General features: G+C 59.2%; 14 protein-coding genes. 3 read left to right on the top strand and 11 right to left on the bottom strand.

Features of this window, described 5'->3' with window-relative positions; genetic code table 11:
* Positions 1-81: 81 nt before the first annotated feature.
* The 3 genes from entF to fes are packed head-to-tail and all read right to left on the bottom strand — an operon-like array spanning position 82 to position 5,374.
* Positions 82-3,948: an enterobactin non-ribosomal peptide synthetase EntF gene (entF, locus tag NB069_RS05545; protein ID WP_250588341.1), complete on the bottom strand. Its 3,867-nt coding sequence runs from the start codon at positions 3,946-3,948 to the stop codon at positions 82-84.
* Positions 3,945-4,157, bottom strand: a complete 213-nt coding sequence (locus tag NB069_RS05540) for an MbtH family protein (protein WP_250588339.1) — start codon at positions 4,155-4,157, stop codon at positions 3,945-3,947. The genes entF and NB069_RS05540 overlap by 4 nt, the downstream gene beginning before the upstream one ends.
* Before the next feature lie 11 nt (positions 4,158-4,168).
* Positions 4,169-5,374: an enterochelin esterase gene (gene fes, locus NB069_RS05535; RefSeq protein WP_250588333.1), complete on the bottom strand. Its 1,206-nt coding sequence runs from the start codon at positions 5,372-5,374 to the stop codon at positions 4,169-4,171.
* Between the two features lie 255 nt (positions 5,375-5,629).
* Between fes and NB069_RS05530 the strand changes: the two genes are divergently transcribed.
* Positions 5,630-7,870, top strand: coding sequence for a TonB-dependent siderophore receptor (locus NB069_RS05530; RefSeq protein WP_250588331.1), 2,241 nt, complete (start codon positions 5,630-5,632; stop codon positions 7,868-7,870).
* A gap of 437 nt (positions 7,871-8,307) precedes the next feature.
* On the opposite strand, the gene NB069_RS05525 is transcribed toward NB069_RS05530, so the two are convergent.
* A complete protein-coding gene (locus NB069_RS05525; RefSeq protein ID WP_250588329.1) occupies positions 8,308-8,769 on the bottom strand; it encodes a hypothetical protein in 462 nt (153 codons plus the stop codon).
* A gap of 591 nt (positions 8,770-9,360) precedes the next feature.
* Between NB069_RS05525 and NB069_RS05520 the strand changes: the two genes are divergently transcribed.
* Positions 9,361-10,721 (top strand): IS3 family transposase gene (locus NB069_RS05520; RefSeq protein ID WP_250585650.1). Its coding sequence is split into 2 segments (ribosomal slippage): positions 9,361-9,811 and positions 9,811-10,721, totalling 1,362 coding nucleotides; the frame shifts between segments, so codons are not numbered across the junction.
* An 840-nt stretch (positions 10,722-11,561) separates the two neighbouring features.
* Here NB069_RS05520 and fdhF (NB069_RS05515) read toward each other — a convergent pair.
* The 5 genes from fdhF (NB069_RS05515) to hydN all read right to left on the bottom strand — a co-directional run bounded on the left by fdhF (NB069_RS05515) (position 11,562) and on the right by hydN (position 19,849).
* Entirely contained in the window at positions 11,562-13,709 is a 2,148-nt protein-coding gene (gene fdhF / locus NB069_RS05515; RefSeq protein WP_250588328.1) for a formate dehydrogenase subunit alpha, read from the bottom strand.
* A 150-nt stretch (positions 13,710-13,859) separates the two neighbouring features.
* Positions 13,860-14,873, bottom strand: a complete 1,014-nt coding sequence (locus NB069_RS05510; RefSeq protein ID WP_434543620.1) for a HoxN/HupN/NixA family nickel/cobalt transporter — start codon at positions 14,871-14,873, stop codon at positions 13,860-13,862.
* Positions 14,874-14,893: 20 nt separating this feature from the next.
* On the bottom strand, positions 14,894-17,116 hold the full coding sequence (hypF, locus tag NB069_RS05505) for a carbamoyltransferase HypF (protein WP_250588320.1): 2,223 nt from the start codon (positions 17,114-17,116) through the stop codon (positions 14,894-14,896).
* Entirely contained in the window at positions 17,117-19,267 is a 2,151-nt protein-coding gene (fdhF, locus tag NB069_RS05500; protein ID WP_250588314.1) for a formate dehydrogenase subunit alpha, read from the bottom strand.
* Positions 19,268-19,303: 36 nt separating this feature from the next.
* Positions 19,304-19,849, bottom strand: a complete 546-nt coding sequence (gene hydN / locus NB069_RS05495) for an electron transport protein HydN (RefSeq protein ID WP_250588312.1) — start codon at positions 19,847-19,849, stop codon at positions 19,304-19,306.
* 488 nt (positions 19,850-20,337) lie between these two features.
* Between hydN and NB069_RS05490 the strand changes: the two genes are divergently transcribed.
* Positions 20,338-20,793, top strand: coding sequence for a hypothetical protein (locus tag NB069_RS05490; RefSeq protein WP_250589456.1), 456 nt, complete (start codon positions 20,338-20,340; stop codon positions 20,791-20,793).
* A 390-nt stretch (positions 20,794-21,183) separates the two neighbouring features.
* On the opposite strand, the gene NB069_RS05485 is transcribed toward NB069_RS05490, so the two are convergent.
* Together NB069_RS05485 and NB069_RS05480 are read right to left on the bottom strand one after the other, a co-directional pair.
* Positions 21,184-22,116, bottom strand: a complete 933-nt coding sequence (locus tag NB069_RS05485) for an S-4TM family putative pore-forming effector (RefSeq protein WP_250588310.1) — start codon at positions 22,114-22,116, stop codon at positions 21,184-21,186.
* The gene (locus NB069_RS05480; protein WP_250588309.1) at positions 22,116-23,120 is read right to left on the bottom strand and encodes a nucleotidyltransferase; all 1,005 of its coding nucleotides are present in this window, start codon (positions 23,118-23,120) and stop codon (positions 22,116-22,118) included. Before NB069_RS05480 ends, NB069_RS05485 begins: the two co-directional genes overlap by 1 nt.
* Between the last annotated feature and the right edge of the window lie 253 nt (positions 23,121-23,373).

Below are 23,373 nucleotides of genomic sequence, written 5' to 3'. Positions count from 1 at the left end.
CTCCCCATAGGGGAGAGGGGATCGCACGGAGCCGTCTTTTCACCCTCGCCCCTTTGGGGAGAGGGCCGGGGTGAGGGGAATCTACCCCAGAATCTCCCGCAGCACCGGCCCTATCTTCTCAAACGCCTGCGGGGAGATGATGTCCACGTGGGCGCAGTCCTGAGCATACACCTCCAGCTCTCCCACCCATGGCGCCCAGGCCTGGTGCGGATCCATGGTTCGCGTGCGCTCGGCGACAAACAGCGTCGCTTTGCCGTCAAACGAGGAACTGTGCGCCGTGGTCAGCAGCCGCACCGCGTCGGCGTAATTGCCCTCGATGGCGCTGAACAGCGCCCCGGAAGCCTGCCCCTGCTGGGCAGCGAGGAACGCCTGACGCTCGCGTTCAATCTCCGCTAAGACCTCAGGATCCAGACCCTTGGCCTCTTTCTCGGACCAGTTTTGCGTCTCCGGCGGCCAGGTATCCAGCAGGCCGAGAAACGCTACCGCCTCCCCCTGCGCCCGCAGACGCGCGGCGATGCCCTGCGCCAGGGTGCCACCGAGGGAATAGCCGAACAGGTAATAAGGCCCGTGCGGCTGCTGCGCGCGGAGCGTCGCCAGATGGTGCGCGATCACCTCGTCCAGCGTCGCGCAGTTTTGCATCGGCCCCGGTCGCGGCGACTGAATGCCGACGATCGACCAGCGCGGACTCAGGTAGCGGGCCAGCACGCTGAACTGCCAGGCAAAACCCGAGGCCGGATGGAAGCAGAACAGCGTCGGGCCGTCGCTTTCACGCAGGGGTAATATCGTCTCGTAGCCCAGACGCTGTGCCTGCTCGTCGCTCATCTCTGAGGTGAGCAGCGCGCTCAGCTTGCCCACCGTCGGGGCCACCATCACCTGCCCCGGCGTCACCTGCCGGTCAAAGTGGCGGCTGAGCGTGGCGGCAAGGCGCATCGCCAGCAGCGAATGGCCGCCGAGAGCGAAGAAATCCGCCTCGACGTCGTTGATCTCACACCCCAGCAGGGCCGAAAAGGCTGCGGCAATGGTCCATTCGGCGTCGGTTTCCGGCGGGCGCCCCTGGGCTTTAACCGTTAACTCCGGCAGCGGCAGCGCCTTGCGATCCAGTTTGCCGTTGGCGCTGAGGGGCAATGCGCTCAGTTGCAGCACGACGACGGGCACCATATGCGGCGGCAGCTGAGCTTTCAGGGCATTTAAAAGCGCGTCGCGATCCAGCGGCAGGCCGGACTCTGACACCACATACCCCACCAGCTGACGGGCATCGCCGCCGGTGGCCGCCGCCTGGTTGATGACGCAGGCGTGGGTCACCGCCTGAGCCACGTCCGGCAGGGCCAGCATCGCCCGGTCGATCTCTCCCAGCTCGATGCGCTGGCCGCGAATTTTCAGCTGATCGTCGCTGCGGCCCAGATACTCCACCGCGCCGTTATCCAGCCAGCAGGCAACGTCCCCGGTGCGGTACATACGCTCGCCGGGAACAAAGGGATCGGCGATAAAGCGGCTGGCGGTCAGATCCGGACGGCCCAGATAGCCCTGCGCCAGCTGGATGCCGGTGAGGTAGAGATCCCCCGCCACGCCGGGCGGCACCGGGCGCATCATCCCATCCAGAATGCGCAGGCCGGTGTTCCACACCGGGAAGCCAATCGGCACGCTGTTACCCTCTACTGCCGCCAGCTCCGGGCCATACGCCGGATACCAGCTGACGTCCACCGCCGCCTCCGTCGGGCCATACAGGTTATGCAGCGGCACATGGGTCAGCTGCTCCCACTCCCGGCACAGTTCGGTCGGCAGGGCCTCGCCGCTGCAGAACACCTGTTTCAGGCTGGCGCAGCAGGCGACGTTTTCCGGGGTCAGCGAGGCGACAAAGGCCGCCAGCATCGAGGGCACAAAGTGGGTGGTAGTGACACCGTATTGCGCAAAGAAGGCCTGCATCGCCAGCGGGTCGCGGTGCGCCTCCGGCTCGGCCATCACCAGCTTCGCCCCGGCGATAAACGGCCACCAGAACTCCCACACCGAGACGTCAAAGCTGCACGGCGTTTTTTGCGCCACCACGTCTTCGGCGGTGAGCGGATAGTGGTTTTGCATCCACAGCAGGCGGTTCACGATGGCGGTCTGACCGACCATCACCCCTTTTGGCCGCCCTGTCGAGCCGGAGGTGAAGATGATATAGGCGGTCTGTTCCGGCCTGCTCAGGTGCAGAGGTTCAGAGCCCGCAGCAGGCAATAGTGTGTTGTAACTAAACATCGCCACCGGCAGATGTTCAAAGCGCGGGCGCTGGTCGTCGGTGGTGATCAGCAGCGACGGCTTCGCGTCCTCAATCATCATATGCAGGCGATCGTCGGGATACCCGGTGTCCAGCGGCAGCCATGCGGCCCCCGCTTCGACGATGGCGTGCAGGGCTAACGTCAGAAATACCGAGCGCGGCAGTGCCACCGCCACGCTGTCGCCGGGCTTCACGCCACGCGCGCGAAGCTGGTTTGCCAGGGCCACCACCTGCTCGCGCATCTGGCGGTAGGTGAGCTCCACATGGGCATCGGCCAGCGCCGGGGCATCCGGGGTTTTTGCCGCCTGCTCCGCCACCAGCGCGCTCAGGGTGGTAAGCGGCAGCGGAACCGCCGTCTGGTTGATATTCTCCAGCAGGCGGTATTCGCCGTCAGAGACCGTCTCTGCCTCGCCGCAGCGCAGGTCGGCGTTGGCGGCAAACTGCGCCAGCAGACCGTGCAGGCGCTCGACGTGGCGCGTCAAAGTGGCCTCATCGTAACGCTGCTTGTTGGCGAGGATCTCAATGCTCAGACCGCCCTGCTCGTCCGGGAACAGCGCCATCTCCAGGTCGTTCACCGGGCCAGTGGCGAGGGTGTGCGTTACCGCCTGCACGCCGTCGATATCCAGCTGATAGTCGAAGACCTTGACGTTAAACACCGGGCCAAACAGGGCCTCGTCGCTGGCGGCACGCCCGCTGTCGCGGACGATCTGCTCAGCGTCGTAACGCTGATGGCGGCGCATCTTTTTCATCTGTCCGGCCAGGCGCTGGGCCAGCGCCGGCAGCGTCTCCAGAGGATTAATGTTTACCGCCAGCGGCAGCACGTTCAGCACCGGGCCGGTGGCGGTGAGCGCCGCGGAGCCCATCCGGCGCATAAAGATAAACCCGGCGGCGTAGTGCATGCGCCCGGTGAGGCGGGCCAGCCACAGGGCCACCAGCGCCAGGGCAAGGTCGGTGCGCTGGCACTGGCTGGCGTGAGTAAGCTGGCTGAAGGCATGACGATCGGCGGTCAGCTTCAGGCGCAGAATGTCCGTCGTGGCGGCGCGCCCCGGCAGCGGCGCGCTGGAGAGCGACACCGGCGGCGGGAGCTGTTTGCGCTGCTCCGCCCAGAAGGCGCCGTCGCGGACATACGCCTCGCTGTCGCGGTAGCGCTGATACTCCTCCACCACCCCGGCAAACGGCGTAAACGGCGAATCCGGCGTGGTATCGCCTTTCAGCCAGGCACGATAAATGGCGGCGATCTGCCGGGTAATGGCCGGGAAGCTGAAGCCATCCACCACCAGATGGTGATAACGCTGATACCAGTACCAGCGGTTGTCCGCCACCTGAATCAGCAGATGGAAGGCCAGCGGCTGGCCGCTGTCGACGCGCAGGTTCTGGTTGAGATCGGCCTGCATTTTCGCCAGCGCCGCATCATGCGGGTCGGCGTGGTGGCGCAGGTCGATAATCTGCGGTTCCGGCAGGATAAGGCTGTCGTCCACCCACTGGGCGATCTCGCCGTTGTCTTCGCTAAAGCGGGTACGCAGGGTGTCGGCCTGCATCATGCCTGCCACTACCGCTTTCGCCAGCAGGGGCGCATCCACCGGGCCGGTCAGCTCGACGTAGTGGGCCACGCTCCAGGCGTTAGGCAGGTCGGAAAGCTGTTCCGCCATCCAGATCCCCGGCTGGGCGGCCACGAGAGGAAGATGTGCGCTCATGAATTCACCTGTGCAAAATGGGCCGGGATCAGGGTTTGCCAGTGGGCGGCAAGCCACTGCTGACAGGCTTCCTGCGACTGCGGCTCACACACCACGCGCCAGCCGTCGGGCAAGGCGTACTGCTGCGGCCACAGGCTGTACTGCTGCCCTGCGTTTTGTACAATAGTGAACAGACCCTGCGGATCGTCGAAGGGGTTACTGAATTCCATACCAGACTCCGTTATTGAATAAGCGGCTGCCAGAGAGTCATCAGCCCCTGCGTCAGCCCTCCCCGCCAGCAAAGTGCATCATGTCCGCCGTCCACCGGACGCCAGAAAACCGGCTGCTGTGTCTGCTGTAGTTCGGCATAAAGCGCCTGACAGGCGCGAAATATCAGCGGTTCCCGTCGCCCCGCCTCAAGGACGATGCGCAATCCCTGCGTTGAAAGTTGTTGGTTTTTGAGTTGTTCGATAATCACGCCGTCGTGCTGGCCGCCGCGATGCGGCCACCAGAACGACCCGGACTGGCTGAGCACGCAGCCAAAGCGCTCCGGCCAGTGCAGTCCGGCATAAAGCGCAGAAAGCCCGCCAAAGCTCTGCCCTGCGACCAGGGTGCGATCGGCCCGCTCGCTGAACGGGGCCAGGGCCTGCACCTGCGGCAGCAGCTCCTCCTGAACGGCAAGCCAGAAATCGGGATTACAGGGCAGCTCGCGGGTGCGATGGGCGGTATCAATGACGTCGATCAGCACGTAGACCGCAGGCGGCAGCTGGCCATCAAGGGTGAGCGCGGTCAGCGCGGGCCACACCGGCATGCTTTCGGCCCAGAACTGGCCGTCGAGGAGCACCGCCAGCGGGCGTTCGTGCGGGGTCTGTTCCCCGGTGGTGAAGATCCACACCCGGCGCCGGTTGCCGAGCCTTGCGCTCTGCCAGGTGATGCACTGCGCCGGTTGATACGGGGTATCGGGGCGATCCCAGCCGGGCTGGAGCGGTGCGTCGGGCATCTCCAGCGCCGAGACCGGGTGGCCGCGTCCGCCGCGCCAGTGTTGGGGGTTACGCGGATCGGCGATGGCCTTTGGCAGCAGTTTGCGCCAGCCTTCGCGCAGGGCCATGCGGTCCGGCGGATCGGTGGCAAACACCGCCTCAGCAAAGTCGTCGTCGTGTTCAGAGGGGATAAAGCAGTAGCTGCCGCGCCAGTTTGGGCTGAACTCGCCCTGCCATTGCCAGACGTCGGTGCCAGGGATGCGCGCCAGCGTCTGCGGGCGGGCGTTGTGGTGGTGATCGGTCACGCCCGTAATATAGAGCCAGACCCTTTTTAGCGGCGAGGTCTGTTCCGTGCCGTTCGGGTCGCGCCACCAGAATGTCACCCGGTAATGGTCCCCTTCCCGAACCCTTTCAGGCCCCTGTTTCGACTGCCACCAGGCATCACTTCCCGTCTCCAGCGTCGTCACCGATTTAACCCCATGAACTGTTCTGTTTTTTTGATAAAAGATAAACAATATCGATAATATTATTGATAACTATTTTCATTTGCAATAGCGTATGGGCGCGCTGTGGGAAGCGCGAACAGTAAATAACCATGCCATGCGCTGCGTACTGACTCAGGATCGAGGGGTTTTCGCAGACTGCGGGCGACATCCTGCCGCCTCCTCACCCATTCGGGAACGGAGCCATGGGGAACGCGGCATCGAAAAGCAGGACATACAATGAATAACAAGCTTCACTCACTGACCTTACTGGTCAATCTGGGAATTTATGGTGTGGCACTGCCTGCGATGGCAGCCGAAACCGCCGGACACGAAGACACCATGGTGATCACCGCCGCCGAGCAGAACCTGCAGGCGCCGGGCGTGTCCACCATCACCGCCGATGAGATCCGTAAAAACCCGTCGGCGCGCGACGTATCCGAGATCATCCGCACCATGCCGGGCGTCAACCTGACCGGTAACTCCACCAGCGGCCAGCGCGGCAACAATCGCCAGATTGATATTCGCGGCATGGGCCCGGAAAACACCCTGATCCTGATTGACGGCAAGCCGGTGACCAGCCGGAACTCGATCCGTCTGGGCTGGCGGGGCGAGCGTGACACCCGCGGCGATACCGGCTGGGTGCCGCCAGAGATGATCGAGCGCATCGAAGTGATCCGCGGTCCGGCGGCGGCGCGCTACGGTAACGGCGCGGCGGGCGGCGTGGTGAATATCATCACCAAAAAGGTGAGCAACGAGTGGCATGGCTCCTGGAATACCTACCTGAATGCGCCTGAGCATGATGAAGAAGGCTCCACCAAACGCACCAACTTCAGCCTCAGCGGCCCGCTGGGCGACGCGTTCAGCTTCCGCCTGTACGGCAACCTGGATAAAACCCAGGCCGACGCCTGGGATATTAACCAGGGTCATCAGTCTGAACGTACCGGCGCCTATGCGGACACCCTGCCCGCCGGACGTGAAGGCGTTGAGAATAAAGACGTAAACGGCGTGCTGCGCTGGGAGTTTGCCCCGATGCAGGCCCTGCAGTTCGAAGCGGGCTACAGCCGTCAGAACAACCTCTATGCCGGGGATACCCAGAACACCAACAATGACAACAGCAGCAACGGGCTGGTGAAGAAAAATTACGGCAAAGAGACCAACCGGATCTATCGCCAGAACTTCGCTCTGACCTGGACCGGCGGCTGGGATAACGGTATCACCACCAACAACTGGGCGCAGTACGAGCACACCCGCAACTCCCGTCTGGGCGAGGGGCTGGCGGGCGGCCTGGAGGGGCTGTTTAACAGCGATAAGTTCACCGACACCGATCTTTCCGACGTGATGCTGCACAGCGAGATCAACCTGCCCATCGACTTTATCGTCAACCAGAACCTGACCCTGGGTGCCGAGTGGGATCAGCAGCGGATGAAGGATATGTCCTCCAACGGCCAGGCCCTGCAGGGCGGCGCCATTGCCGGGATGAGCGATAATCGCAGTCCGTACTCCGATGCGGAGATCTTCTCCCTGTTCGCCGAAAACAACATGGAGCTGACCGACACCACCATGCTGACCCCGGCGCTGCGTTTCGATCATCACTCCATCGTCGGCAACAACTGGAGCCCGTCCCTGAACCTCTCCCAGGGGCTGGGGGATGATTTCACCCTGAAGATGGGTATTGCCCGGGCCTATAAAGCGCCGAGCCTGTACCAGACCAACCCGAACTACCTGCTCTACAGCAAGGGCCAGGGCTGCTATGCCAGCACCGACGGCGTGGGCTGCTACATGCTGGGTAACGAAGATCTGAAAGCCGAAACCAGCATCAACAAAGAGATTGGCCTGGAGTGGAAACGCGACGGCTGGCTGGCAGGCGTGACCTGGTTCCGCAACGATTATCGCGACAAGATTGAAGCGGGCTATGCCCCGGTGGGCCATACCTCTTCCGGTAAGGTACAGACGGATATTTATCAGTGGGAAAACGTGCCGAAGGCGGTCGTTGAAGGGCTGGAAGGCACCCTGAACGTGCCGGTCAGCGACACCATCAACTGGACCAACAACATTACTTACATGCTGCAAAGCAAGAACAAGGAGACCGGCGACCGTCTGTCGATCATCCCGGAGTATACGCTGAACTCCACCCTGAGCTGGCAGGTGCAGCAGGATGTGTCGCTGCAGTCGACCTTTACCTGGTACGGCAAGCAGCAGCCGAAGAAGTACAACTACAAAGGTCAGCCGGCGACCGGATCCGAGCTGGACGAAGTCAGTCCATACAGCATCGTCGGCCTGAGCGCGACCTGGGACGTGACGAAATACGTGAGCCTGACCGGCGGCGTGGATAACGTCTTCGATAAACGCCAGTGGCGTGCGGGTAATGCCCAGACGACGGGGAATACCACGACGGGGGCGTATATGTATGGTGCGGGGGCGTATACCTATAATGAGCCGGGGCGGACCTGGTTTATGAGTGTGAATACGCGGTTCTGATGGTTTGCACCTTCGGCCTGAGGGGAATATGCGGCGGCGGTGGGGGTTCCGTTCACTTCCGGAGCCGTGCTTCTCTGTTACTGCACAACCGGTGAACGTGCCAGGGTGGCTCAATCGCCACCACCCTGGCGACCCGGGCTCCCGGCAAGAAAATCGTCGCTTCGCGATGCCCTCAGCTTATTCCTCCAGGCTTTCGGGTCGGGCACCAGCCTGCATCCATGCAGGCTATGCCCTCTCGGCGCGTCCATGCGCCTCGCCCCGGCCTTCCGGAAACGCTTCGGCGATTTTCAGCCGGACCTGGGAGCCGCTATAAACCCTTTGTTTGTTTTTAATTTCTTCATCGCTGATTTTTGTTTTTGGTTTTGTAGGCCGGGTAAGGCGAAGCCGCCACCCGGCGTTGTTGTGCCGGGCGGCACTGCGTTTGCCCGGCCTACAAATCAGTTGATCAACGCATCAATTGCCACGCGTCCCTCCGGCGTTTGCAGCCAGCGTGGTGCGTTGAGCGTGTCGGCGTAAAAACTCACCAGGTCATACAGCAGCCCTTCCATCACGCGCGCCATCTCGGGCGGCAGGACGTTGCTGATTAAAAGCTGCGTGACCGTCTGGCAATAGATGCCCAGCTGATCGCTTTCCGGCTCGAATGCGGGCAGACGGGAAGGCAGATCGCTAAGAGTGAAATGTTCCACCAGGTGCGCCGGGATGGGCTCGTTGAGCGTGGGCTGTAACAGCGCGAGACAAGCTGAAAGGCGAGCGCACAGTGCCAGCTTTTCGGCGGGCTCGTCGGTTTCAAGCAGGTTTTGAGCAAACCGCTCGCAGTGATTCGCCAGCACGGTGAAATCAGTGTTGTGCGAGAACGGTACGGTAAATAATGGGTGAGTCTGGGTTGGGGTTGTAGCCATAGTGGCAACCTCCTGTAACGGTATTTAAATCCGCCATCGGAGAGGTCAATCTCACGGGTGGCGGAACCAGACGAGGTTGACCTTACCGGCGTTACAGGAAACCGGCGCGTCTTGCGACGCCCCCGCCCGGCCCGCCATTGAGGTGTAGCCGTGCGCACGACATAGTAATCCATGTCGCCTGTAACTCATACCAGGAGGTCAATCCCGACGCCTGATTTTGCAGGCGCAACAGGAAGATACCGCGAGGATGTTAAAGCGACAACCATCAAAAACCCATCCCGGAAGCCGCCTCGCAAAAAATCAAAGCAACAATGAAACTTGATAAGAATAAACGACTTACAGCGAAGTCATAGTCCGGCTGAAAATCGCCGAAGCGTTTACCGCAGGCCGGGGCGAGGCGCAGGGACGCGCCGAGAGGGGGCGACCTACATGGATGTAGGATCGCCCCCGACCCGATAGCCGAAGGGAGAAAGCCGAAGGGACCGCGAAGCGGCGATTTTCTTTGCCGGGAGCCGGGATTGTTAAGGGGGCGGCGATTGCACTGAACCCCGGATCCTGGACACCAGATTCCAAATCTGGAGGTTCAGAACGATGAAACATCCTTTCCATATCAGACTTGCGGCTGTAGAGCATTACATGGCCGGAAAGTCGGGCATTAAAGAAACAGCCCGCCTGTTCAGTGTCGGCAAATCACCCCTGACCCGCTGGCTACGGGCTTACCGTCGTCAGGGTAAAGCCGGGCTGGAGGACCGTCCTGCGCGGACCTATACTGCAGAATTCAGGCTCCGCGTTGTCCGTTACGTCGCAAAAAACAGGTGCAGCTATGCGGAGGCTTCATCGCGCTTCGCCATCCCCAATGAATCCCTTATTCTCAACTGGATGAGGCGCTACCGGAGGGGAGGGGCAAAGGCGCTTCACACTGCCAGACCCGGACCCGCTATGTCACAGAAAAAATATGTCCCCGGTGCTAAGCCCTTCAGTGAAATGACGCCCAAAGAACTGCAGAGGGAGCTGGAATATCTGCGTGCGGAAAATGCTTACTTAAAAAAGCTGAAAGCCCTGAGAGAAGAAAACGCGCTCAGGGAGCAGGAGAAAAAACCAGAATAGTGCAGTCGTTGCTGACGGCACACAGGCTGCCCTGCCTGCTGTATGCCGCGCGGTTGTCACGCAGCACATATTATTATCATGTCTCGCACCCTGAGCACGGGACTGAGCGTTATGCGGATGCGGTCAGTGCAATGAAGGCCATCAGCCAGCGGCATGCGCAGCGTTATGGCTACCGGAGAATGACGAGAGCACTGCGGGATGAGGGCTTCACGCTCAATCACAAGACAGTGCGCAGGCTGATGAAAGAGCATGGCCTCACCTGTCAGCTGCGGCGGAAAAGATACCGCTCGTATATGCCGGATGCAGGGCTGGCATCCGCCAATCTGCTGGCCCGCGACTTCAGCGCTGAACGAAGCGGGATCAAGTGGTGTACGGATGTGACGGAGTTCCGGGCCGGGGGACAGAAACTGTACCTGTCAGCCCTGCAGGATCTGTTCAACAACGAAATCGTGGCCTGGAATATGTCGACCAGCCCGTCACAGCCTCTGGTCTGCAGGATGCTACATAAGGCCCTGAAAGCAAAAAGACATAGTGAAGGCCTGGTCTTACACAGCGATCAGGGCTGGGCTTACAGGACGCCGGCATGGCGGTTAATGCTGGAAAAAGCCGGGATAGTCCAGAGTATGTCGCGAAAGGGAAACTGCCTGGATAATGCAGTAATGGAAAACTTCTTCAGTCATCTGAAAGTGGAGATGTACTACCGCAAGAAGTATGGTTCCGTGAAGGAGCTGGAGCGGGATATCAGGGCTTATATTCGTTACTTCAACACCGAACGAATTAGCCTGAAAACTGGCGGCCTGAGCCCGGTGACGTACCGGACTCAGGCAGAAAAAACAAAAGAATAGAGGTGTCCAGGAAACGGGGTTCAGTGCAGATAGCCCCCTTAACACGTTCACCGCCGACGTGGTTTACAGAGCAGCAATAAACGTAAAGTGAACGGAACCACCACCACAGCCGCATGATCCCACCGTGCATTGCCCGGCGGCGCTGCGCTTGCACGGGCCTACAAAAGTAGGCCGGGTAAGGCGTAGCCGCCACCCGGCATTGTTATTGCGGTGCGATATGTTCCCCTCACCCTGACCCTCTCCCCAAAGGGGCGAGGGGATCAACCCCGCCCGGCATTGTTATTGCGGTGCGAAGTGTTCCCCTCACCCTAACCCTCTCCCAAAGGGAGAGGGGATCAACCCCGCCCGGTGGCGCTTCGCTTGCACGGGCCTACCTCCCACAAAACCAGCGATGAAATAAGTTCAATAAGATAAATAACTTACAGCGACGCCAGAGTCCGGCTGAAAATCGCTGAGGCGTTGACCGCAGGCCGGGGCGAGGCGCAGGGACGCGCCGAGAGGGGGCGACCTACAGGGATGTAGGATCGCCCCCGACCCGATAGCCGGAGGGAGAAAGCCGAAGGGACCGCGTAGCGGCGATTTTCTTTGCCGGGAGCCGGGGTTGCCAGGGGGGAGGCGGCGAGCCCCCCTGGCACGTTCACCGGTGACGCGGTTTACAGAGCAGCAATAAACGTAAAGTGAACGGAATCACCTCCACCGCCGCATGTTCCCACCGTGCAATGCCCGGCGGCGCTGCGCTTGCACGGGCCTACAAAACCCATAAATCCAGGCGATGTTATTGCGGTGCAATGTGTTCCCCTCACCCTGACCCTCTCCCCAAAAGGGAGAGGGAATCAGAACTCAACCCACCGCCATCTCCCGCAAATGCGTCTTCAGCTTATGATACTCATCAATCACATACTGTTCCGCAGCCTGCTGGTCGGCAATCGGCTCCACGCGCACGGCGCAATACTTATACTCCGGCGTTTTGGTAATCGGGCTCAGGTTCTCCGTCACCAGCTCGTTACAGGCCCCAATCCACCACTGGTAGGTCATGTACACCGCACCTTTGTTTGGACGATCGCTCACCTGTGCGCGGGTGATCACCTTCCCTTTACGCGACGTCACCCACACCAGCGCTTCGTCCTCAATGCCCAGACGCGCGGCATCCGCCGTGTTGATCTGCGCATAGCCCGGCTCATCGGCCAGGGCCGCCAGCGCGGCACAGTTCCCGGTCATGGAGCGGCAGGAGTAGTGCCCCACTTCACGCACGGTTGAGAGCACCAGCGGATACTCCTCCGTCAGCTTGTCGATGGGCGCGACCCAGTCGCAGGTGTAGAGCTGCCCCAGCCCGTTCGGGGTGGAGAACGTCTTCTCGAACAGGTAATCCGTCCCCTGATCGGCCTCTGACTCGTCCCGACACGGCCACTGGATATAGCCCAGCTCGCCCATCTTCTCGTAGGTGGCCCCAAAGAAATCCGGGCACAGATGACGCAGTTCGTCCCAGATCTGCTGGGTATTGTCATAGTGCATCGGATAACCCATCCGGGTGGCAATCTCGCTGATGATCTGCCAGTCGGTTTTCAGATCCCACTTCGGTTCTACCGCCTTAAAGAAGCGCTGGAAACCACGGTCGGCGGCGGTGTAGACCCCTTCATGCTCACCCCAGGAGGTGGACGGCAGGATCACATCCGCGGCGGCGGCGGTTTTGGTCATAAAGATGTCCTGCACGATGACCAGTTCCAGCTCCTCAAACGCCTTACGCACCGCAGAGAGCTCGGCATCCGTCTGGAGCGGATCTTCCCCCATGATGTACGCGGCGCGCACTTCGCCGTGGGCCACCCGGTGTGGCAGCTCGCTGATGCGATACCCGGTATGGGCAGGCAGCGACTCAACGCCCCAGGCTTTGGCGAATTTGGCCCGGTTTTCCGGGTTGTTGATGTACTGATAGCCCGGATAGGTGTCCGGCAGCGCACCCATGTCGCATGCGCCCTGGACGTTGTTCTGCCCGCGCACCGGGTTTACCCCCGCGTACGGCTTGCCGAGATTGCCCGTCAGCAGCGCCAGGCTGGTGAGGGAGCGCACGGTTTCAACGCCCTGGTAGAACTGGGTCACGCCCATCCCCCAGAGGATCGCCGCGTTTTCCGCCGCCGCGTACATCCGCGCCGCCTGGCGGATCTCCGCCGCGCTCACGCCGGTGATCTCCTCGACCGATTCCGGCGTGTAGCCTTCGACGATCTTGCGATACTCCTCGAAGCCCTCGGTACGTGCCGCCACAAAGGCGCGGTCGTAGAGCTGTTCTTCGATGATCACGTGCCCCATCGCGTTCAGCAGCGCGATGTTGGAGCCGTTTTTCAGGGCCAGATGCATATCGGCGATGCGCGCGGTTTCGATTTTGCGCGGATCGCAGACGATAATCTTCGCCCCGTTGCGTTTGGCTTTGATCACGCGGTTCGCCACGATAGGGTGCGAATCCGCCGGGTTGTAGCCAAAAATAAAGACCATGTCCGCTTTTTCAATGCCGACAATGGAGTTACTCATTGCGCCGTTACCGACCGACTGGTGCAGACCTGCAACCGATGGGCCGTGTCAGACGCGCGCGCAGCAGTCGACGTTATTGGTGCCGACTGCCGCGCGGGCAAATTTTTGCATGATGTAGTTGGTTTCATTCCCGGTACCGCGGGATGACCCGGTGGTCATGATTGCGTCCGGGCCGTGCTCGGCCTTGATAGCACTGAGCTTGCCGGCGACGTAGTCCAGGGCTTCGTCCCAGGAGACGGCCTCCAGCTTGCCGCCGCGCTCGCGACGGATCATCGGCGATTTCAGGCGCGGGGTGAGGATTTTGGTGTCATTGATAAAATCCCAGCCGTAATACCCCTTCAGGCAGAGATCGCCCTGGTTGGTTTTACCCTGGGCTGCCTCAGCCTTGACGACTTTGCCGTTATTGACCACCAGGTTGATTTTGCAACCCGATGCGCAATAGGGGCAAACCGTGACGACTTTCTTCATCGGTGTTACTCCGTTGGTAATATGTCCCCAGCGGTATGCATTAACTATGCCAGCCTGAAATTTCAAATTAAGCCATTGAAAAGAATAAAGATAAACGACGGAGAGGGGTCCGTTCGTCAAAAGTGTCATGACGAACGGACAGGGATGACGTTAGCGTACGACCAGGGCGTCGTAGCCTTTAAAGCGGTAGTTGATTAACGAGAGGATCCAGCAGGCGACAAACAGCCCGACCACGATAAACCCGGCGTTGCCCAGGTTATCGTTCAGCGCCGCGACGCCGTTCCACAGGCCGCCCGTCAGGCCCAGCTTATCCGCAAGCAGGCCCAGCGCTTCCAGCCCGCCGATAAACAGCGCCACCACCACGGACGTGCCGGTGATGGTCATGTTGTAGTAGAGCTTGCGCTGGGGCTTGTTGAACGCCCAGCCGTACGCGCCCACCATAATCAGGTTGTCGAGGGTGTCGATCATCGCCATGCCGCTGGTGAACAGCAGCGGGAAGACCATGATCGCCCACACCGACATGCCGCTGGAGGCCCCCGCCGCAGAGATCCCCAGCACCCCGATCTCGGTGGCGGTATCAAACCCGAGGCCAAACAGGAAGCCCACCAGATACATGTGCCAGCTGCGGGTCACCAGGCGAAACGCCGAGCGGAACAGCCAGTTCATCACCCCCCCGCGGGCAAAGGACACCGCGTCCGGCACGTTTTCGCCGCGCTTCATTTTGTTAAAGCTGCCCCAGACGTCGCGCAGAATAACCAGGTTCACCAGCGCCATCGCCAGCAGGAAGAAGGCAGACACCGCCGTGCCGATGGTGCCGCCGGTTTCGTGGAACCACTCCATATTACGGCTGAACGCCGTGGCGGTGGCGGCGATGGCAATGGAGGCCAGCACCACAATCGTCGAGTGCCCCAGCGAGAACCAGGCCCCCACGCCGCAGGGGCGTTTGCCCTGCTGCATCATCTTGCGGGTGACGTTGTCGATGGCGGCGATGTGGTCGGCATCCACCGCGTGACGCAGGCCGTAGCACCAGGCCAGCAGGCTGGCCGCCAGCAGCGACGGCGTGGCGTGAAAGAGGTAAAACGCCAGCGCCCAGGCCAGAATGTTGGTGGCGATTAACGCCAGCATCAGCGCCATGGCTTTGGGATGGTTATTGAAATATTTCATGTACATAGTCAGATCCAGATTTAAAGAAAAGTCGCGGCGGCAATCACTGCCTGCCCAAATGCCACCGCCCCGTCTCCGGCGGGAAGCCGCCCGGGAAACAGCACGGTAAAATCGCTCAGCCAGAACTGCAGACGCTCCCGCAGCAGGCGGTTGTGCAGCACGCCGCCGCTGCACACGACGGTAGAAAGTTTCAGCCGCCGGGCATGACTGGTGGCAAGGGTCGCCAGCCCTCTGGCCAGCGCGTCGTGGAAGGCCCACGCCCGGGCGTTGTCCGGGGCCTGCCAGCCCAGCCACTGCCGCCAGAAGGTGGCCATATCCAGCTCGCCGTCGCGCACCGGCATCGTGACCGGGTGGCCCTGCGGCGCGGCGCTCAGGGCCAGCGCCTCCAGCCGACAGGCGGCCTCCCCTTCGTAGGTAATCTGTTCCGGGGCGCAGTTGAGCGCCGCGGCGATGGCGTCGAACAGCCGCCCGGCGGAGGAGGCCCGCGGCGCGTTGATCCCGCGTTCGATAGCCCGGGCCAGCGGCTGCCAGGGTTTACTCTCAAGCCACGCGGCCTGGGGCAGCGTCCGCCACGCCGGGACAAACGCCTGCCACTGGGCCAGCAGGTTGCGCCAGGGCTGACGCGCCGCCAGATCGCCCCCGGGCAGCGCCACCGCCGGTAGCCCCCCCAGTTTCTCGCAGGCGCGGTAGTTCACCCGCAGGCACTCCCCGCCCCACAGCGCGCCGTTCTCGCCCTGGCCGATGCCGTCCAGCACCAGGGCTATCACGTCCCCGCCGTCCCGCGGCCAGCCGTGCTCCGCCATGCAGGCCGCGGCGTGGGCGTGGTGATGCAGCACGCGATGCTGCGGATACGGCATCGCCTCCCCTAACTGCGTGGAGCGATACCCGGGATGGGCGTCGGTCACCACCCGCTCAGCGGTAAACTGCCAGATGTCCTGAATGGCCGTCAGGGCCTGCTGCCACTGGGCCTGTGCATCGTCATTATGCAGATCCCCCAGATGCTGGCTCAGTACCGCCTGGCCGCCGCGCACCAGGCAGAAGGTGTTTTTGCGATCCGCCCCGAGGCAGAGCAGCGACGGGGCCTGTTCAAAACCGGGCGGCAGGGGCAGCGCATCGGGCACAAAGCCCCTGGCCCGGCGCAGCATTTCGCCGCTGGCGCGCATCACCGAGTCGTCCATACGCTGGACGATATCGCGGTTGTGCAGCAGCCAGCCGTCGGCAATTCCGGCCAGATCCCGCAGGGCTTTGTCGTTGGTGAGCGCGGGCGGGCAGCCGTTAAGATTGCCGGAGGTCATCACCAGGGGGCGGTCGAGATCCTGCATCAGCAGGTGCTGGAACGGGTTGGCGGCCAGCATCACCCCCACCTCGTTAAGGCCGGGGGCGATGGCCTCACAGAACAAAGTGTGTTTAGCCACCAGCACCACCGGCGCGGCCGGGGAGCGCAGCAGCCCCTGCACGTCGGCAGGCAGCCACGCCGCCAGACGCTCGGGGATCATCACCGCCAGCGGTTTGGTCGGGCGGCGCTTGCGTTCCCGTAGCAGGTTTACCGCCGCGACGTTTTGCGCATCGCAGGCCAGATGGAAGCCCCCCAGCCCCTTTATCGCCACGATCCCGCCCGTTTTTAACATCAATACGGCGGCCTTCAGGGCGGCCTCCCGCTCCTCACGCACCTCGCCGCTCACCCAGCTAATCTGCGGCCCGCACTCCGGGCAGGCCACCGGCTGGGCGTGAAATCGCCGGTCCGCCGGGTTGCGGTACTCCGCCTCGCAGGCCGGACAGAGCGCAAACCCCGCCATGGTGGTGGCCGGGCGGTCGTAGGGCATCGCCCGGATAATGGTGAAGCGCGGCCCGCAGTGGGTGCAGTTGATAAAGGGGTAGCGGTAGCGGCGCTGGCGGGGGTCGTTCATCTCCGCCAGACACGCCGGGCAGGTGGCGGCATCCGGCACCACCTGGGTGCTCATCTGGCCGTGGGCGCTGGCCCGGATGGTAAAATCCACCGGGGGCTGCGCCCACTGCCAGGGCTGTTGGCTGATGTCATCGATGCGCGCCAGCGGCGGACAGCCGACGGCAAGCTGGCGGATAAAGGCCTGCGCCCCACCCACGAGGCGCACCTCCACCCCTGCCCCGTCGTTGCAGACGTCGCCTTTCAGCCCCAGCCGCTGCGCCACCTGCCAGACCCAGGGGCGGAACCCCACCCCCTGGACTTTGCCGCGAATGCGCAGTTGCGTGCCCTTTGTGCTCATTTAACTCTCCACCGCCTCACGCAGGCGGGTTTTCATGTCGTGATAGGTGGTCTGGGCGTAACTTTCCGCCCAGGGCTGATCGGCGATGGCGTCGATTTTGACCGCGCAGTATTTGGTTTCCGGGGTTTTCGAAATTGGGTCAAGGTTGTCCTGGGTCAGCTCGTTACAGGCCCCGATCCACCACTGATAGGTCATGTACACCGCGCCCTGATTGATGCGCTCGTTGACGTCCGCCCGGCTGATCACCCGCCCGCGACGGGAGCTGACCCACACCAGCTGGCGATCCTGAATCCCCCGTTTCGCCGCATCCTGCGGGTTTATCTGCACGAAGCCCGGTTCATCCGCCAGCGCCTGCAATGCGGCGCAGTTGCCGGTCATGGAGCGGCAGGAGTAGTGGCCCACCTCGCGCACGGTGCAGAGCACCAGCGGGTACTCTTCGTCCGGCACTTCCGCAGGCCTGCGCCACGGGGCAGCAAACAGCTGGCCCTTGCCGTTCGGCGTGTCGAAGCGGTTATCTGCATAGAGCCACGGCGTGCCGGGATGGTCGAACGTCGGGCACGGCCACTGGACGTGACCCATCTCGCCCATTTTTTCGTACGTCACGCCGTAGAACAGCGGGCAGAGCGCGCGCATTTCGTCCCAGATCTGCTGGTTGTCGCGATAGCTCATCGGGTAGCCCATCTCTGTGGCGATCAGGCTGATGATCTCCCAGTCGCGTTTGACGTCGCCTTTCGGCTCGACGGCTTTTTCAAAGCGCTGGAAGCCGCGGTCGGCGCAGGTAAAGACCCCGCCGTGCTCGCCCCAGGAGGTGGCGGGCAGCAGCACGTCCGCCGCTTCGGCGGTTTTGGTCATGAAGATGTCCTGCACCACCACAAAATCCAGCGCCGCAAAACCCTTGCGCACCAGGCCCAGGTCCGCTTCGGTCTGGAGCGGATCCTCCCCCATGATGTAATAGGCCTTCACCTTCCCTTCCAGGGCGAGGTGAGGCACTTCGGTGATGCGCACCCCCACCTGGTCATCCATCTTCTGAGGATCGACGCCCCACGCCCGGGCGAACTTCTCCCGCACCTGGGGGTCGGTGACGTCCTGATAGCCGGGGAACTGGTTGGGGATGACGCCCATGTCGCAGGCCCCCTGGACGTTATTCTGGCCGCGCACCGGGCCGACGCCGCAGTGTTCGCGCCCGAGGTTGCCGGTGAGCAGCGCCAGGGTCGAGAGCCCTTTCACCACGTCCACCGCCTGGCCGAACTGGGTGACGCCCATCCCCCACATTACGGTGGCGGACGGCGCGGCGGCGTAAATGCGCATCGCATCGCGGATCTGCCGGGCGCTGACGCCGGTGATGTTTTCGACATTTTCCGGAGCGTAGTCGCGCACCGTTTCACGCAGGGTTTCCAGCCCGTCGGTGTAGCGCGCCACGTAGTCGCTGTTGTAGAGGTTCTCCTCCAGCAGCGTATAGATGAAGGCATTCACCAGCGCCATATTGCAGCCGTTGTTGATCTGCAGGTGCCGGTCGGCAATGCGCGCCGTCTCGATTTTGCGCGGATCGCAGACGATCACCTTCGCGCCGTTCTGCTTCGCCTTGATCACCCGGCGGGCGACGATGGGGTGCGAGTCGGCACAGTTGTAGCCGAAGATCAGCAGGCACTTTGAGTGCTCGATATCGCTGATGGCGTTGCTCATCGCCCCGTTGCCGAGGGTCTCCTGCAACCCGGCCACGCTCGGGCCGTGACACACCCGGGCGCAGCAGTCGACGTTGTTGGTGTTAAGCACCCCGCGGGCAAACTTCTGCATCACGTAGTTGGTCTCGTTCCCCGTTCCACGCGACGAACCGGTGGTCATGATGGCGCGCGGGCCGTACTTCGCCCTGATCTCCCCCAGCCGCCGGGCGGTGTAGCGAATCGCCTCGTCCCAGGAGACCGGCTCAAACTTGCCGCCCTTCTGGTAGCGGATCATCGGCTGCGTGAGGCGCGGCGTCAGGATGCGGGTGTCGTTGAGGAAGTCCCAGCCGTAATAGCCCTTCAGGCACAGCTGGTTCTGGTTGGTGACGCCCTCTGCCGCTTCGGCACGGACGATTTTATTGTTCTCAACGACGAGTTTTAATTTGCAGCCCGCACCGCAGTAAGGGCAAACGCTGGTGATTTTTTTCATCAGTAACAGACCTGCTAAAAGTGAAAAGAGAAATGCTTACAGCATCATGGAAGAGACGTTGTCCAGAGCCGCCCGACGGCGTTTCTCCAGGCTCAGCTGCTCAAGTTTTTGCCTGTCGATGCAGACGATGGCGTTGGTCGGACAGGCCTGCACGCAGGCCGGACCGTCCGGCTGGTGATGGCAGAGATCGCACTTATTGGCTTCGGCCTTCTCCGACATCACGTTCAGCCCGCTGCCGATACTGCGCACAACCGGGCGCAGGACCACTTCCATCGCGCCATACGGGCAGGCAACCACGCAGGTTTTGCACCCGATGCAGCGCTCCTGATGGACGTGAACAAAATCGTTATCGCGGGCGATCGCCCCGTTCGGGCAGACGGTGGCACAGGGGGCGTCTTCGCACTGGCGGCACATGGTGGCGGTGGAGACGTTAACGCCTTTGATGACGTGAATGCGCGGCAGGAAGTTCTGCGGGGTCAGCGACGCGCAGTCCTGGGTGTCGTGATGGGAAACGACGCAGGCTACCTCACAGGTACGACAGCCGATGCATTTGCTGGCATCGGCAATGATAAAGCGATTCATCCTTTAACTCCGGCTGGGTAATAAGCTGGAGGGGGTATGCATAAATCGCGCCAGAAATTAGGTTATTGAATTTAAAGGGGTTTAGTGTGGGTCGTTGGTGTCGTCGTCAGAAGTGACGATGACAGTTAATACATCTTTGTAGGCCGGGCAAGCGAAGCGCCCCCGGCATGGCCTTTTCTGGAAGGCGCCTCGCAAACCTCAAAGTAACCTTATGTAATACAGGGCTAAGGCTTTTATTCCCGAAATCGGGCTCGTAAAGTGGCTGCGTTGCGGCACATCCGCAACCGGGCGTAGGAACCCGTCTTCTACATAGCGATATTTATATGTCGCGGCAGTGCTTATCTCGCTAAAATCGCGGTGGCGCTGGCGGAGCAGCCGAAAGGCTGGCCGTTTTCTATGTGGGCGGTATTCCTACCTCCGTCAGCGCTACCCCCCGAGCGTAGGAACTCACAGGGTAGTTAATTGGACTACATGTAGAGGATGTCATGATGACTACTATCCCAACCCTGGCTTACCCGCAATCTGACGAACAGGTTATTTCCCCTTCCCTGACTACGCCACTTTCTGCTGCTGCGGATCTCTTTGAGACCGCCGATCGTTGCGCTGCTCTGGTGAGCGTATTAATCGAAACGGATGACAAACCATCCCGCACTGCGATCTGCGAAGGTCTGCTGCACGCCCTGAGCCAGCTGCGTGAACTCTGTGATGCCGAACTCCCGCCGCACCTTGTCGCGCAGTTAATCCAGGGGGAAACACTTACCTCCTGTATGCCAGACTGCTGGCAGGAAACCGCGCCGCAGGTGGATTATGCGCTGGCTTTAGTGCAGGCAATCTTGGGTGGCACGTTGCCCGCGAGCGTCGAGAAAGAACTGGCGGGGCTGCTGCATGATCTGGTCTGGTTGTTGGATGAGTTTGTGAAGGAGCCGTATATTACGGTGCATTGAGTGCGGCTGGAAGTTGGTGAAAGCTGATTGATTTCAGGTTGTGATAAGGGGCTGTGGCAGGCCCCTGAATGCGTTTGAGGATGGGATTAGGGTTGGGGGCCTGGTGTTCGATTTTTTATATACTGGCAATATGGGTTGTTGCATATGAAGAACAATAAATGTCTATTAAAAGCGATGAGCGTACGTCCATAGTCACTCTCACCACTGATTGAGTATCCTTCAAATCACGGTGAGTTAATCCATGGGAAGTGTAAGCACACCTATTTTCGTTCCACGTACTTTTGAGATTTGCGGGTTTTTAGCCTTAAGCCAACACTCTTCTGACGACAGGTTCAAAAAATGTCCCTACACATTATAACCATCAAATATAAATAATTGTTTAAAGAACTACTACGACGGTGCTGCAATCCCTTCTAATAGTGAAGAATATTCTTCAAAAATCCGATCGTATCTTTCTTCGTCTTTAGCCCGATGCCGTTTATGCATAAAATCAGGTACTGGATTCCCTGTTGCCCTGTAGTTAAAAATTTGGTCCTGAACTACACGTGACTGCTTCTCTAACGCTTTTTTGTCGTAAGACTGCTCTTTTCCTACTTGCCTTAGCGTATTCTCAACAAGTATGCGAAGTTCGTCTGCGCGGGCGACAGATTTTTTATTCTCACTAACGTACCGATAATAAAATTGGTAAGTCGGAAGCAATATTGCCACAAATGCAATAAATTGTTGATACGTCGGATTGGTGAAAATAAATGTTATAGCAAACATAATTATGTTCAGTGCTAGAATAATACTGAGAAATGTTGAAGTTTTCTTTTTTAAACCTGCATCCCATCCCATGTTCTTACTTTGACAGAGCATTACCATTAAGGGAGCAGAAACGTTTATGGGAGCATTAAGGTACCAGTTACGGAGGCGACGATCACCTTCATTAGCTAAGTGTTTCTGGGCATACTCTATACTTTCAGAAACAGATGTTTTTTTACCAGCAACGATATCATTCCATTCCATGTTAAACAAACTGGTATCATACTCCTCCTGAATACGAGCTGCTTTTTTCTTACAGTTACTGACATGCTCCATTATGAAGTGGTTAATAATGAAGAATACTAATCCGTAGATCGTAAGGAACGTTTTTATCCAAGGCACCGTATAACCTGGAAAAAAACTCATCACAAAAAAAGTTAATGATAGTATTGATGGAACAACTACCCCCATCAAAAAACTTTTCATTAGGATAGCTTTTACATCACAATAGATCTGACGCTGCCCAGCAAGAAGTTTGAGCATACGAGGTTCATTTTGCTTTTCAAAGAAATCGTTCATTATGCGTTTCCTACTGGAAAATCTTTACCTAACACTTTCTGCCATATTTTTCCAGATTTCTCAGGATCAGTAAATTCTATCGAAAGAGCCTCTTTTGCATTGTTTGCATCTTCTAGGGCCATTTCTTGCACCTTTTTCTGCTCTTCTGAACTTAGATGATTTATATCACCCTGAAAGTTTTTTTGATCGCCAACGTAACCGACGATTGCAGTCGCTAAGACTTGCAAAGCATCTGCAAATTCGATATCGAGATATTTTGACATTGAATCTTTGTTAAGTTCGTCGTAGTGGTTTAGCATAATAGTTTCAAGTAAATATGAACCGATTGCAGGTACGCCACGCTTACGCTTCCAATACTTAATTAAACGAATTACGTTCAATACCTTACCATCATGCTTTTGGTTCACTCTAGTTGCACGGTCTTTATCAATACGCGGGTCGGTCTGTTTCCAGTTACCGCTGCCGTCTGGGATCAAGTAAAATGTGTTTCCATAGCTATCTGGTGTGGTGATGAAGGCTGGAACAATATCAAAATTCCATGTATAGGATTTTAGATTGAGAGTTGCCGCTTCTCCTTGACGTTTGCTATCAGCGGCCGAGTATTGCGGGACAGATTTTAGCGATGAAACAAACTTATTGACAATTCTGCGTGAATTTACCCACTCACCGGTTTCGTTCAGGTAGTTTTGGAAACGGGAATTTGTTCCTGGAGATATATAGAAGGTTTTGCCGCTTTGAGTGTAAGTACTGCCTTCCGCATGCATGACAATCATCATATCGATGTCATCAAGTTCACGAATTTTTGTCCTTCTTGAGAATGAACCAAACCACATTTTAGGCGTATTGCTTAAAAGTGGGAATTTATCATCTTTATCTGGAAAACTGGTAAGCTGCTCATCGACTAACCAGTCACGACTTCTTCTTCCCTTGCGTGTTTCATCTGCATCTAGATTAACAAAGTTGTTCATGAGGCTATTAAAAGCAGTACTAACCTGGTAAGACATCTGTTTTTTTCCTTGTTCTGGTACTATGTAAACAAAACTAAAGCATATGAAGGGCATGCATACAGGACATCAAACCCACTACATATGGTGATAAATTTTATTTTATATGCACTATATTGTGTTTTTCATTAAACAAGTTTTCATTTCTATTGATGTAGAACAATGTATAAATGTGAAAGCAGGAATGATGAGGGATTGGAGCGATTGTAAATTTTACATTTTCAATAATGCATTAAAATCATACTAATCGAGC

This window comes from Leclercia adecarboxylata (assembly GCF_023639785.1).
Taxonomy (GTDB): domain Bacteria; phylum Pseudomonadota; class Gammaproteobacteria; order Enterobacterales; family Enterobacteriaceae; genus Enterobacter; species Enterobacter adecarboxylatus_D.
This window is presented reverse-complemented; position numbering and strand designations above follow the sequence as displayed.